Raw genomic sequence first — 12,937 nt, 5'->3', positions numbered from 1 at the left:
GGTGTGGACGACCAACGCCCAGTACGCCGACGTCGGATACCTGCTCGCGCGCACCGATCCCGGGGCGCCGAAGACCCGGGGCATCACCGCGTTCGCCCTCGACATGCGCGCCCCGGGAGTGGAGATCCGGCCGCTCAGGGAGATCACCGGCACCGCCGACTTCAACGAGGTGTTCCTGGACGGGGTACGCATCCCGGCCGACCGGGTGATCGGTGAGGTCGACGGCGGATGGCGGGTCGCCGGTGCGAGCCTGGCCCAGGAGCGGGGGTCGGTGGCCGCGCGGAGCGCCGAACTGCTCGACGACCTCAGCGGTCTGCTGGCGCTGGCGGCCAGGCCCGGTCCGGAGGGGCTGCCGCCTCTGGGTGACGCGGCCGTGCGCGACCGGCTGGGCCGGCTGGCGACGCGTGTGTACGTCGCCGACCTGATGAGCAAGGCCGTGCAGTCCCGGATGGCCGCCGGAACCGACGAGCCGACCGATGCAGCGATGGTCAAGGTCTTCTTCAGCGACACCAACCTCGAAGCCGTCTCGCTGGGGGTCCGGCTCCAGGGGCTGGACGGCCTGCTGGTCGAGGGCGACGACCGTGCCGTGGACGGGGGCTACTGGCAGGACGCCCTCCTCTACGCCCGGGCCTACACCATCGCCGGGGGCGCCAACGAGGTGCTGCGCACGACCATCGCCGAGCGGGCCCTGGGCCTTCCCCGGGAGCCGCGCTCCTGACGTGGACCGGCCGGGACGGTCACGTCGTACGCACGCGAGTTCACAGCGAAGAGAGGCGGAAACCGTGCTGAGCGTTGCCGAGTTCGACACCTTGGCCGAGCAGGTCAGCAACTGGAAGCGGTGGGGCGCGGACGACGAGCGGGGGACGCTCAACTTCATCACCCCCGAAGTGGTGAGGAAGGCGACGGCCTCGGTGGTGACGGGCGAGAGCTTCTCGCTCTCCATGTCGCTGTCGCTGGACGGCCCGCAGAACGGCATCGGAGTCCCGGGACGGATCAATCCGGTCCGGACGATGCTCGCGATCAACACGTTGATGGGCGACTCCCCCGACTCGGTCGCCTACAGCGACGACATCGTGGTGACCCCCACGCAGGCGGCGACGCACTGGGACGCGCTGTCGCACTGCAGTCACCGCGGTGTCATGTACAACGGCGTACCGGCGGACGCGATCGACGCCTCCGGTGCCACGCGGCTCGGCATCGAGGCGGCCGGCACCGTCGTGTCGCGCGGCATCCTCCTGGACGTGGCCCGGCACCAGGGCGTCGACGTCCTTCCGGGCCGGTTCCCGGTGACGCGCGCCGTGCTGGAGGCCGTCGAGGAGGCCCAGGGAACACCGGTGGAGGAAGGCGACATCGTCCTGGTCCGGACCGGGCAGGTGACGCACTTCCTGCTGGCGGACGTCCCGAGCTATCGCCGGCCGGTGCCCGCGCTCGACTACGACGCCCCCCTCTTCTTCCACGAGCGCCGTGCGGCGGCCGCCGCGATCGACAACATGCCCATGGAACTGCTGCCGTCGAACGTCGAGGACGTCATGCTGCCCGTGCACGTCCTGTGCCTGGTGATGATGGGCATGATCCAGGGACAGAACTGGGTACTGGAAGACCTCGCGGCGGCCTGTGCCCGCGACCTCCGCTACACCTTCCTGCTCAACGCCACGCCCGAGCGCTTCCTGCGCAGCACCGGCGGCCTGGTGAACCCGGTGGCGATCCGCTGACGGCCGTAGGTACGGCCCGCCCGACGAGTGAACGCCGGGCGGGCAACGCGCGCCTAAGTGAGTGTCTTTCTTCCTCAAGGCCGCAGGCCAGAGAGGTCGTGTCACTGGTTGGGTTGGAGTCGCCGTTCTGCGAGAGCGTTTCAGTAACGGCGTTCCAGGACGGTGGCACATCCGTAGATGGTCGGCTACGCCGGAAGCTTGATGATTGCGGGCGTACCCGGCTCGGCCTGAGTGTGACCAGCTACCAGTACGGCTTTTTTGACGCCGACCCGGCGAGAAGCCCGCCATCACCACGGCGGAGGCTGAAACCATCTGGTCAGGCAGCGGGGGTCCGGGCCGGAGCGGTTGCTTCAACAACCGTCTCGACGAGTCCCGTCTCGAGCCGCAGTACGTGGCCGGACACCGAAGCAATGATGTCGCTGGACAGCAGCGGGTTTGCGAGCAGTTTCGCGACATCCTGGCGCACGGTCGTGGTCGGGTCGGTCACCGCCCTTTCCGTGAGGGCGCCCTCGTCCAGACCGGTGCGGTCAGCGAAGGCCTGGCGGAAGGCGGGCTCAGAGAGCATGCCGGTCCCGCATTGCGTGTGGTGGATGACGGCGACATCCATCCGCGCGCCCAGGCGCATGGAGAGATAGGCGATGTCTTCTACGACCTTGTCGTCGACGCGCCCGCCTGCGTTGCGCAGCACTCCCGCATCCCAGGTTCCGACCCCGAGGAAGCCGGCCGGTTCGACCCGCGGGTCGACACAGGTCAGCAGGAGGAGCAGCTTGTCAGGCATCGCTTCCTTGGGCGGCATGGCCAGCCCTCCGAGATCGGCGTTCGCAGCGAACTCGCGGTTGCGCTCCAGCAGCTCGTTGAACTCCGTCATGGCATTTCCTCCAAGGTGATGTATATACAACACTTGCTGTAAGGGGTACTGTACAGGCAGGAGGTGTAAATGCAACAGATCGGTGAGGCCGAGGCGCGTCGGCAAGCGCGGCAGATGGTCGAGGGGTGCCTGGGTAGGCGGATCGCGCGGTTGCAGCGGCTGGTGGGCCGACGGGTCGACGCGGAGTTGCGGCAGTTCGGACTGACCGCTCCACAGCTTGAGGTGCTTTCTGAGCTGGCGTTTTTCGACGGTCCGGCGAGACCGTCGGAGATCGCCGACTGGCTCGGCCTGGAGCGCTCGACTGTCAGCCGCAACCTCGATGGTTTGGTGCAGCGCGGGTTTGTACAGGTAGCCGCCACGTCGTCGACGGGCCGGACGACCCGGGTGACCGTCACAGAGGCCGGATACCAGGCGCTTGCCGATGCTGAGCCAGCCTGGCATCGCGCCCAGGCATGGATCAGCGCAGCACTCGGCTCACATACCGCTGAGACTCTCGACCAGTGGCTCGCTGCGCTGGAATCCGACCAACCGACACACCGGCGAGACGACCGCGCAGACCTGGGGCCTTGAGGAAGAAAAACACCTACTAGCGGCCCGTCCACTTGGGTTCCCTGCGCTCCACGAACGCCCGTGCTCCTTCCTGCGCGTCCTGCGAGGCGAACACGGCGTCGGAGAACGGGGCCTGTCTGCGCCACACCTCGTCCTGTGGCCAGCCGGGGGCGGCGCGCGCCACGGCCTTGGCGCAGCGCACGGCCAAGGGCGCGTTCCCGGCGACACGTCCGGCGAGCTGCAGCGCTGCCTCCAGCGCCTGACCCTCGGGCACGACGCGGTTGACCAGTCCCAGTCGCTCCGCCCGCTCGGCGTCGATCGGGTCGCCGGTGAGCAGCAGTTCCATCGCGACGGAGCGCGGCAGCCGCTGCGGCAGCCTGATCATTCCGCCGCCCCGTGCCACCAGGCCGCGCCTGACCTCGGGCAGCCCGAAGCGCGCTCCCTGAGCTGCCACCACCAGGTCGCAGGCGAGGGCGAGTTCGCAGCCGCCGCCGAGCGCCCAGCCTTCGACGGCGGCGATGATCGGCTTCTCGGGGGGTGCCTCGACGAGCCCGCCGAAGCCACGCCCCGGCAGCGCCGGACGCTCCCCGAGCGCGAACCGTTTCAGGTCCATGCCCGCGCAGAAGGTCCCGCCGGCACCGGTGAGGACGGCGACGGACAGATCCGGTGAGTCGTCCAGGCGGTCGACGGCCTCGGCGACGAGGTGGGCGGCCGCCAGGGTCATCGCGTTCTTCTGTGCCGGTCTGTTGACGGTGATGACGAGGACCCGGTCCTGTACGTCCACCAGGACCTCGGGGGCGGCGCTCACCTCGGGCCCATGCGCAGGGCGCCGTCGAGGCGGACGGTCTCCCCGTTGAGATACGGGTTTCGCACCATGGCCAGTGCCAGGTCGGCGTAGTCCGCGGCGTGGCCGAGGCGCCTGGGGTGCGGAATGGTCTCGGCGATGCTCTGCCGGATGTCCTCGCGCAGCCTTGCCAGCATCGGGGAGTCGAAGGCCCCGGGCGCGATGGTGTTGACCCGGATCGCCCAGCTCGCGAGGTCCCGGGCCGCCACCAGGGTCATCGCGTGCACGCCGCCCTTGGAGGAGGCGTACGAGGTCTGGCCGATCTGTCCCTCGAAGGCCGCCGCCGACGCGGTCAGCACGATGGCACCGCGGTCGCCGTCCTCGACGGTGTTGCCTGCCATGGCGGCCCCGGGCAGGCGCAGGACGTTGTAGCTGCCGACGAGGTTGACCTCCAGGACCTGACGGTAACTGTCCAGCGTGGCGGGTGCCCCGGACTTGTCGAGGATGCGCAGCCGGTCCCCGCCGCGGCCCGCGCAGTGCACGACGGCTCGCAGGTCGCCGGCCTCCCGGGCCGCTTCGAGGGGCGCCCGCAGACTGTCCTCGTCGGTGATGTCGGCGGGCACGAACCGGACTCCGCCGCCGATCGCGGCAGCCGTCTGTGCACCGGCCGAGCCGGGCAGGTCGGTGATGACCACTTTCGCTCCCGCCTCGGCGAACGCCGCCGCGGTCGCGGCTCCGAGGCCGGAGGCACCGCCGGTGGCGGGTGCGGTGATGGCGTCTAGCTGCATGTGTCCTCCTGCATGCGTCCTCCCCAACAATCAGGCATGTCAAATAAAAGATTTGTCTGTTTCAGGAGCGCCTTCAACGCACCGATGCGGGACGCCCATTGGCCTCACCTGGACAGCACCGATAGAATCAAGTAACTAATTTAGCTTAAACGTCTGCCTCCCCGTAGAAGGACGCCATGACGAAACAGGCCCGCTCGCATCCCGCCGGGCGCACCTTGCCCCTGCTCTCGAACTGGCTCCGTCACGTGATGGGCATCGACCCGAACGCGACGGCACTGACCTTCGCGGAGTCGAGCCTTCCGTGGTCGTACCTCGCCGACGTCACCCGCGATCTGGACGCTCTCCTGAGCAGCCACCCCTCCGCTCGCCGGGTCGGCCTCGTGCTGCGCAACAGGCCGGCCCAACTGGCCGCGCTGCTGGCGGTGATCGCCACCGGCCGACAGGTCGTCACCCTCAGCCCCCACGTGGGCGAGACGGGTCTCGGCGACGACATCCGCTCGCTGCGCCCGGACGTCGTCATCGCCGACGAGGAGGACTGGGCCCGGGACGCCGTCCGGGACGCCGCCGAGGACATCGGCGCCGTCCCCCTGATCGCTCGCCAGGAGACGGGCCTGCGGCTCCGGCCGGACTCCTGGACACCCGCGCCGCCCACGCCTCCCGGGCTGCCCGGGCTGCCCGCGGACGACGTGGCCGTGGTGATGATGACCAGCGGTACGACCGGCAAGCCCAAACGCGTCTCCCTGACCTATCCGCAGCTGACCGCCGCCTTCCAGGCCGCCGGCACCATGCTCGACGACAGCACAGGTCCGCGCCTGCGCCGGGGATGCGTCATCCTGTGGTCCTCGCTCGCCCACATCAGCGGGCTGTACTTCGCGATCGCCCATGCCGTCGACGGCCGGTCCGTCGCCCTGATGGAGCGGTTCCAGGTCGAGGAGTGGGCCCGGTTGGTATGCCGGCACCGGCCGCGCCAACTTCGCCTGCCGCCCACCGCGATCCGCATGGTGCTGCACGCGGAACTCCCCGCCGACACCTTCAGCAGCGTGCGGGCGATCGGCTCCGGCACGGCACCCCTGCCGCCTGAACTGGCCGAGGAGTTCGAGGCGCGGTACGGCGTGCCGGTCCTCGCCACCTACGGCGCCACCGAGTTCGCCGGAGCCATCGCGGGCTGGTCGCTCGCCGACCACCGCCAGTGGGCGGGGACGAAGCGCGGCAGCGTGGGCCGCGCGCACCGCGGCATCGAACTGCGCGTGGTCGACCGTACGACACAGGACGTCCAGACACCGGGCGGCGTCGGACTGCTCGAAGTCCGCGGCCCCCAACTACCTGTCGCCGACGGTGGCTGGCTGCGCACGAACGACCTGGCCTCGCTGGACGAGGACGGCTTCCTGTTCATCCACGGCCGCGCGGACGACGCGATCAACCGGGGCGGCTTCAAGATCCCGCCGAGTGTGATCGAGGACGCTCTGCACCAGCATCCGGCCGTGAGTGACGCCACCGCCGTCGGGCTGCCGGACGAGCGTCTGGGTGAAGTGCCGGTCGTGGCGGTCACGTTGTGCGGTCAGGCCAGCAGGCAGGACCTGCTCGATCACCTGACCAGTCGACTGACGCGATATCAGATGCCGGTGGATCTGCGGATTCTGGACCAGTTGCCGCGGACTCCCTCGCTCAAGGTCGACCGGCCCCGGCTCCAGAAACTCTTCACCGCCGACGGCACACCGGGCCACGCGCTCCCAGAACCGGCCGAGCGGGCCGGTGGACCGTTCCCCGACCACCGCGGCTAGAGCCCGCCCACGAAGCAAGGAGAGATGGTGACCACGTTGACGGACCGGCCGGACTACGGCCTCCTCACCGACGATGCCGTGGAGCGCTCACGGCGGCGCATCGGTGTCCCCCAGCGCCGCCTGCCGCCGCACAACCTGGAGGTGAGCACCGACGGAATCCGTCACTTCGCGCTCGGGTACGGCGACGACAATCCCCTGTGGTGCGACCCCGCACACGGCCCGGCGACCCGGTGGAAGGGCACGATCGCACCGCCGAACTACCTCTACACCATGGGCGAGAACGCCGTCGAACCGGACGCCCGGGCCAAGGCGATCCTCAAGGGCGACCCGTTCGCCGGGCTCGGCGCCTACCAGGCGGTCATGGAGTTCGAGTACTACCGGCCGCTGCGTCTGGGTGACCGCTGCTCCTGCCTGCGGGCCCAGGTCGGCGTCCAGGTCAAGCCGAGCTCCTTCGGGGGCAGGGCCGCCCATGTCACCAACGACTTCCTGTTCGCCGACGGCGCGGGGCAGGTGGTCGCCCTCCAGCGCGGCACGTGGATCCACGCCGAACGGCACACCAGCAGGAACCGGGCCGGCGGTAAGGAGGACCTGGAGTTTCCCCCCTACACCGCCGACCAACTCGCCGAGATCGACGCCGCCTACGACGCGGAGGAGCGCCGCGGGGCGAACACCCGCTACTTCGAGGACGTCCCCGTCGGCGACGAGCTCCAGCCCCGGGCCAAGGGGCCGCCCACCGTGACCGACGTGGTCGTCTGGCATGTGGGGTGGGGCATGCAGCTGACGCCGCCGGGGGCCTTCGCGGTCGCCCGGCGGGTGCGGCGCAAAGCCCCCGGACTGTACCCGCCCAACGCCCGGAACATCCCGGACACGGTGCAGCGGCTGCACTGGGAGCCGGAGCGCGCGCGGGAGCTGGGCATCCCCATGAGCTACGACTACGGCGGCATGCGCGAGACCTGGCTGACGCACGCGCTCACGGACTGGATGGGCGACGACGGCTGGCTGTTCAGACTCCGCTGCGAGCACCGCAAGTTCAACTACGTCGGGGACACCACATGGGTGCGCGGTGTCGTGGTGGACAAGGTGCGGACCGACGTCGGCAACGAGGTGCACATCGAGGTGTCCTGCCACAACCAGCGCGGGGAGGTCTCGACACCGGGACGAGCCGTCGTTCTGCTGCCGACCCGTCAGGCCCCGGTGCGCCTGCCGGATCCCCCGGCGGAGACTCTCGGCGAACTGCTGGACGCGGAGATCGCGCGGTTCGCCGGCTGACAGGCGCGGGCGCGGGCGCGGGTCAGCGCAGCGTCCACTTGGGTTTGACGAAGGTCTCGCGCGAGACCTGCGGCTTGCCGAGAGGATTGCCGATCGTCGTGTAGTGCCAGCCGAGCGCCTGGGCCGCCTCGCGGTCCAGGCCGTGCGTCTCCCAGATCGCCCGGACGGTTCCCTGCACGGCCGCGGGCGGCTTGGCCGCGATGGTGCGCGCCAGTTCGCCGGCCCGGCCCCATAGTTCCGGGTAGGGCACCAGCTCGGACACCAGACCGATCTCACGCGCCCGCGCGGCCGACATCCGCTCGTCCAGCCCGAGCAGCGCCCACCGCAGGGCCTCGCCGAGGGGGATGCGCCGGGCCAGCCCGATGGGCTCCAGGGCCGATGTCATGCCGTAACTCACATGCGGGTCGAAGAAGGTGGCGTCGTCCGCGCCGATCACGATGTCGCAGTCGTTGAGCCAGTACAAGGCACCGCCTGCGACCATCCCGTGCACGGCGGTGACGGCCGGCTTCCACACCCGGTTCTGCTTGGGGCTGAGCCCCCGCCCAGGGTCCTCCTGGCTCCAGACGTTCCCGGCGAGATGGATCCGGTCGTCGACGTCGGTGCCCGTGCAGAAGGCGCGTTCGCCGGCGGCCCGCAGGACCACCGCGTGGACGGCGTCCTCCGTGCGCACGCGCGCCCAGATGTCCCGGAACTCGTCCACCATGGTCTGGTTGAACGCGTTGAGCTTGTGCGGACGGTTGAGGGTGACCGTGGCGACGTGTTCCGTCACCTCGAAGAGCACGGTCTCGTAGTCGCGCTCACCGGTGCTGAACTCCTGGTCCGACATCATCGTTCCTCTCGCCCGCCGGGTTCGCGGCCTTTGGATCCTCCGCAAGCTGGCACGCCAGATAGCTTAATCATTACACTCAATGAGAGGCTAGTGATCCGTAACCGGTACGACCATGGAAGGGCCGGTCGATGGTGGACTTCGAACTCTCCGAGGAACAGGCCGCGTTGCGCGAGACGTCGCGGGATCTGCTCACCTCGTACTGCCCTCCGCATCTCGTCCGGGCGGTCCTCGACGCGGGACTGGACGTCGACGAGAAGCTGTGGAGCAGGGGTGCGCGCATGGGCTGGACGGGCCTCGCGACCCCCGAGGCCCAAGGAGGCGCGGCCCAGGGGCTGGTGGAGCTCTGCCTGGTGGCCGAGGAGCTGGGACGCGCCGCGGCACCGGGCCCCTTCGTGGAGACGGCCCTGGCGTCCATGTCCGCCGCCTGGGGCCCCGGCCTGAGCGACCTCGCCGCGCAGGCCGCGACGGAGCTCGGCGAAGGACGACTGAAGGCGGGGTTCGTGCACCACGGTTCCCTGACCGCACGCCGGGAGAGGCGGGACCTCGTCCTGTCGGGCCGGGCCACGGCCGTGCACGCCGCCGCCTGTACCGACTGGCTGCTGGTGACGCTCACCGGGGACGAACCGTACGTCCTCCTGGTCCCGACGTCCGCCGCCCGTACGGAGCGGCGCAGCACCCTGGACCTGACGCGTTCCTGGTACGACGTCGTGTTCGACGACGTGGCCGTGGCAGCCGGGCAGGTGCTGTCCGACCGCCAGGGCGACGCGAACCGGTGGGTGGACGCGATGACGGTCCTCACCGCCGCGGACGCGCTGGGCGTGGGAGAACGGCTGCTGGAGATGACGGTCGATCATGTCACCGTGCGCGAACAGTTCGGCCGTCCACTGGGCAGCTTCCAGGCCGTCAAGCACAAGGCGGCCGACATGCTGATCACCCTGCGGGGCCTGCGGGCCGCCACCTACTACGCGGCCATGGCCTTCGACGCGGGCCGCGACGACACCACCATGGCGGCCGCCGTGGCCAAGGCCTTCGCGAGCGAACGCCTCCCCGAGGTCGCCGGGGAGGCCCTGCAGTCCCATGGCGGCATCGGCTTCACCTGGGGACACGACCTGCACCTGTATCTGCGGCGGGCGACGGTGGACTCGCTGGTCCACGGCACCGCCGCCCACCATCACCAGCGGGTGCTCGCGCACCTGGAACGCGCGGCGGTCACCCGGCAAGCCGCTTGAGCAGTTCCATGTCCTCGACCCGCCGATCGTGGGTGAGCGCGATCGGCGCGGCGTTCAGCCCCGTGACCCCGCTGTCGCGGAACGCCGCGACCCGCTCCGCGACCAGTCCGCGCGGCCCCACCAGGGCCACCGCGTCGACCAGTTCTCCGGGGACCGCGGCGGCCGCCTCGTCCTTGCGGCCGCTCTGGTACAGCTCCTCGATCTCCGCCGCCGGCCCTTCGAAGCCGTACCGCGCGACGAGGGCGTTGTAGAAGTCCCGGCCCCGGGCTCCCATGCCGCCGACGTACAGGGCGACGTATTCGCGGACCCGCTGCCGTCCGGCCGCGAGTTCCTCCGCATCGTCGCTGACGAGGACCTTGACGTCGGCGACGACCCGGAGCGGCGGCAGTCCGGCCAGGCGCCGGGCCCGCCCGGCCGCCAGGGAGGGACCGAAGACCTCCTTGGCCGCCTCCGGAAGGTACAGGGTGGGCTGCCACCCCTCGCACAGCTCCGCCGCAAGCTCCACGCTCTTCGGTCCCAGGGCCGCCAGGACGATCGGGATGTCCGGCCGGACGGGATGGTTGATGAGTTTCAGCGCGCGGCCGCCCCGGCCGGTGCCCCCGCGCTCGGCGGTCAGCGGCAGTTGGAAGACCCGGCCCTCGTGCCGCAGGGGCTCGCGCCGCCAGACGGTCCGGCAGATCTCGATCACCTCCCGGATCCGGGTCAGCGGAGCTGTGTGGGGCAGCCCGTGGAACCCCTCGACCACCTGGGGACCGGACGCGCCGATGCCCAGCTCGAACCGTCCTTCCGACACGAAGTCGAGTCCGGCCGCGGTCATCGCGAGGAGCGCGGGGGTGCGCGAGTACACGTTGAGGATGCTGGTCGCGAGACGCATCCTCTCGGTGCGGGCGGCGAGGTGACCGAGCTGGCTCACCGAGTCGAAGGTGTACGCCTCGGGCAGCAGCACCGAGTCGACTCCGGCCGCCTCGAAGTCGCCCAGCCGGCGGGCGGCTTCGGCGAAGCCGCCCGAGTAGCTCATCAGCAGTCCCACGTCCATGAGAAGCCTCTCTTGTTCCGCCGGGGCCGGGGCCAGGACGGCACCGGATCGCGGCGGCACGGGTTACGGGGCGGTCAGGCACGGGATAGGGACGGTCAGGCACGGACCTCCTCGGCGGACTGCTCCGTGGCCCCCGCCGCCCTCAGCCGGTCGCGCAGCTCGAACTTGCGGACCTTCCCCGACGGGGCCCGCGGGAGATCGGGAACGACCACGATCCGCTCGGGCGCCTTCTGCGGTGCCACCCGATGCCGGGCGAACAGCTCGCGCGCCTCCTCGACGTCGAGTGTGCCGCTGTCGAGGACCACGAAGGCGGCCACCCGCTCGCCGTACCGAGGGTCGGGTTCGGCGACCACGGCGGCGTGCCGGACCCGTGGATGGGTGGTGAGGATGTCCTCGACCTCCTTGGAGGCGATGTTCTCCCCGCCTCGGATGATGATGTCCTTGATGCGGTCGGTGATGGTCAGGTGACCGTCCTCGTCGAGCCGTCCCACGTCCCCCGTGCGGAACCAGCCGCCGGGCAGGAACGCCGCGGCGTCGTACGCGCGGTTGCGGTAGCCGACGAACTGGCTGGGGCCGCGGGTGACGACCTCACCCGCCTCCCCCACCGGCAGCGGACGCAGTTCGTCGTCGACGATCCGCACCTCGTCGCCGAAGCGCACCAGGCCGTCCGTCATGGACCGCTGGCGCGCCGAGGCGTCCAGCGGGGAGGTCGCACACCGCGGGTGCTCGGTGCTGCCGTAGGCGCGGGCCACCACGATGCCCGCGTCGTCGGCCCTGGCGACCAGCGCGGGCGGGACGTTGGCGGCGCCGATCTGGACGAATCGCAGGCTGGAGATGTCCCGGCCGTGCTCCTCGGCCGCCCTCAGCAGCGCCTCCACGTGCAGAGGGGTGCCGCTGGTGATGGTGCACCGGAACTCCTCGACGAGTTCGACGGCCCGGCGTTCGTTCCAGCGGTCCATGTGCACCGTGTCGGTGCCCCCGACGATCCCGCTGCACGCGGCCAGCAGCCCCGCGACATGGCCGGAGGGCCAGGGGATGAGGCGGGTGTCGTCCGGCCCGGCCTCGTTCATCAGGTCACCCTTGCGCAGCTCGTGCAGCAGGGTGTTGTGTGTGTGCTGCACGCTCTTGGGTGCGCCGGTCGTCCCCGAGGTGTAGATCACCGCGCACACGTCGTCGGCGGCCACGTCGTCAGCGGCCACGTCCACGGGCGCCGGCGCCTCCTCCGCCTCGGCCAGCAGGGTGCCCCAGGGAACCGCGTCCGGTGCCGCCCTGTCGCCGATCATGACGACGTGTTCGAGGGCGGGCCCCGCGTCGAGGCGGGCCAGGCGGTCGACGAAGTCGATGGAGCGCCACGCGTCGGGCAGGACGAGCACCTTCGCCCGGGCGTCGCGCAGGATGACACCGACCTCGGCGGAGTCGTAGATGTGGGTGATGGGCAGCACGACCGCGCCGGCCAGCCAGGTGCCGAAGTAGGACACCACCAGCTCCAGCCGGTTGGGGACCTGTACGGCGACCACGTCGCCGGGCCGCACCCCGAGCCGGCGCAGCCCGGCCGCCGCTCGCCTGCCCAGCGCGAGCACGTCCGCCAAGGTGACCGTGGTCGCCTCCGCCTCCGAGGCGAACACGAACCGCGTCCCGGGCACCCGGCGGCCGGCGTCCTCCAGGGCATCCGCCATGGTGCGCGAGGAGTAGTGGCCCTCCCGGTACCAGCGCTCCCGCAGCACGGCCAGATCCTGCCGCCGCTGCTCGGGTGTCACGCTCACTGCCGTCTCCTCCGGTGTCCGCGTCGCGGTCATGTCAGTCGGCCAGTTCGAAGACGGTGGCGTTGGCGGTGCCGCCGCCCTCGCACATGGTCTGGAGGCCGAACCTGATGCCGTGGCGGCGCATGTGGTGCAGCAGCCGGGTGGCGAGGACGGCACCGGACGCACCGAGCGGATGTCCCACCGCGATGGCCCCGCCGAGCGGGTTGACCCGGTCCGGATCGGCCTTCACCTCGCTCTGCCAGGCGAGCGGTACCGGCGCGAAGGCCCCGTTGACCTCGAAGGCACCGATGTCCCCGATCGACAGGCCGGCGCGTTCCAGCTCCTTGTGG

General features: G+C 70.8%; 12 protein-coding genes and 1 pseudogene. 6 read left to right on the top strand and 7 right to left on the bottom strand.

Annotation, left to right across the window (positions count from 1 at the left end; translation table 11 throughout):
* Together KVT45_RS53650 and KVT45_RS53645 are read left to right on the top strand one after the other, a co-directional pair.
* Window positions 1-718 (top strand): acyl-CoA dehydrogenase family protein (locus tag KVT45_RS53650; protein WP_302832708.1); only part of this gene is annotated, 718 nt, incomplete at its 5' end.
* A gap of 67 nt (window positions 719-785) precedes the next feature.
* Complete coding sequence (locus tag KVT45_RS53645; RefSeq protein ID WP_217562194.1) at window positions 786-1,712, top strand: cyclase family protein; 927 nt, start codon at window positions 786-788, stop codon at window positions 1,710-1,712.
* Between the two features lie 316 nt (window positions 1,713-2,028).
* Here KVT45_RS53645 and KVT45_RS53640 read toward each other — a convergent pair whose 3' ends face one another.
* Window positions 2,029-2,580 (bottom strand): carbonic anhydrase, encoded by a 552-nt coding sequence (locus KVT45_RS53640; RefSeq protein ID WP_217562190.1) that lies wholly within the window; start codon window positions 2,578-2,580, stop codon window positions 2,029-2,031.
* Window positions 2,581-2,649: 69 nt separating this feature from the next.
* Here KVT45_RS53640 and KVT45_RS53635 point away from each other — a divergent pair, with 69 nt between their 5' ends.
* Entirely contained in the window at window positions 2,650-3,150 is a 501-nt protein-coding gene (locus KVT45_RS53635) for a MarR family winged helix-turn-helix transcriptional regulator (RefSeq protein ID WP_217562188.1), read from the top strand.
* A 16-nt stretch (window positions 3,151-3,166) separates the two neighbouring features.
* Here KVT45_RS53635 and KVT45_RS53630 read toward each other — a convergent pair whose 3' ends face one another.
* Together KVT45_RS53630 and KVT45_RS53625 are read right to left on the bottom strand one after the other, a co-directional pair.
* Complete coding sequence (locus KVT45_RS53630) at window positions 3,167-3,937, bottom strand: crotonase/enoyl-CoA hydratase family protein (protein ID WP_217562186.1); 771 nt, start codon at window positions 3,935-3,937, stop codon at window positions 3,167-3,169.
* Window positions 3,934-4,701 (bottom strand): SDR family NAD(P)-dependent oxidoreductase, encoded by a 768-nt coding sequence (locus KVT45_RS53625; RefSeq protein WP_217562184.1) that lies wholly within the window; start codon window positions 4,699-4,701, stop codon window positions 3,934-3,936. The genes KVT45_RS53630 and KVT45_RS53625 overlap by 4 nt, the downstream gene beginning before the upstream one ends.
* A gap of 176 nt (window positions 4,702-4,877) precedes the next feature.
* Between KVT45_RS53625 and KVT45_RS53620 the strand changes: the two genes are divergently transcribed.
* Together KVT45_RS53620 and KVT45_RS53615 are read left to right on the top strand one after the other, a co-directional pair.
* Window positions 4,878-6,482: a class I adenylate-forming enzyme family protein gene (locus KVT45_RS53620; protein WP_217562182.1), complete on the top strand. Its 1,605-nt coding sequence runs from the start codon at window positions 4,878-4,880 to the stop codon at window positions 6,480-6,482.
* A gap of 27 nt (window positions 6,483-6,509) precedes the next feature.
* Window positions 6,510-7,751 (top strand): MaoC family dehydratase N-terminal domain-containing protein, encoded by a 1,242-nt coding sequence (locus tag KVT45_RS53615; protein ID WP_308311162.1) that lies wholly within the window; start codon window positions 6,510-6,512, stop codon window positions 7,749-7,751.
* A 22-nt stretch (window positions 7,752-7,773) separates the two neighbouring features.
* Here the strand turns inward: KVT45_RS53615 and KVT45_RS53610 are convergent, their stop codons facing one another.
* Window positions 7,774-8,577 carry an enoyl-CoA hydratase/isomerase family protein gene (locus tag KVT45_RS53610; protein ID WP_217562178.1) on the bottom strand — a complete coding sequence of 268 codons (804 nt, stop codon included), beginning with the start codon at window positions 8,575-8,577 and terminating at the stop codon, window positions 7,774-7,776.
* Window positions 8,578-8,708: 131 nt separating this feature from the next.
* On the opposite strand from KVT45_RS53610, the gene KVT45_RS53605 reads away from it, so the two are divergent.
* On the top strand, window positions 8,709-9,809 hold the full coding sequence (locus tag KVT45_RS53605; RefSeq protein ID WP_254648700.1) for an acyl-CoA dehydrogenase family protein: 1,101 nt from the start codon (window positions 8,709-8,711) through the stop codon (window positions 9,807-9,809).
* On the opposite strand, the gene KVT45_RS53600 is transcribed toward KVT45_RS53605, so the two are convergent.
* From KVT45_RS53600 to KVT45_RS53590, 3 genes and pseudogenes are all read right to left on the bottom strand, one after another.
* Window positions 9,790-10,845, bottom strand: a complete 1,056-nt coding sequence (locus tag KVT45_RS53600) for an LLM class F420-dependent oxidoreductase (RefSeq protein WP_217562176.1) — start codon at window positions 10,843-10,845, stop codon at window positions 9,790-9,792. The genes KVT45_RS53605 and KVT45_RS53600 overlap by 20 nt on opposite strands.
* A gap of 95 nt (window positions 10,846-10,940) precedes the next feature.
* A complete protein-coding gene (locus KVT45_RS53595) occupies window positions 10,941-12,608 on the bottom strand; it encodes an AMP-binding protein (protein ID WP_217562174.1) in 1,668 nt (555 codons plus the stop codon).
* 34 nt (window positions 12,609-12,642) lie between these two features.
* Window positions 12,643-12,937, bottom strand: a pseudogene (locus KVT45_RS53590) (acetyl-CoA C-acetyltransferase); the annotation flags it as partial.

It is taken from the genome of Streptomyces sp. GbtcB6 (genome assembly GCF_019091475.1).
In the GTDB taxonomy this organism is placed as follows: Bacteria; Actinomycetota; Actinomycetes; order Streptomycetales; family Streptomycetaceae; genus Streptomyces; species Streptomyces hyaluromycini.
This window is presented reverse-complemented; position numbering and strand designations above follow the sequence as displayed.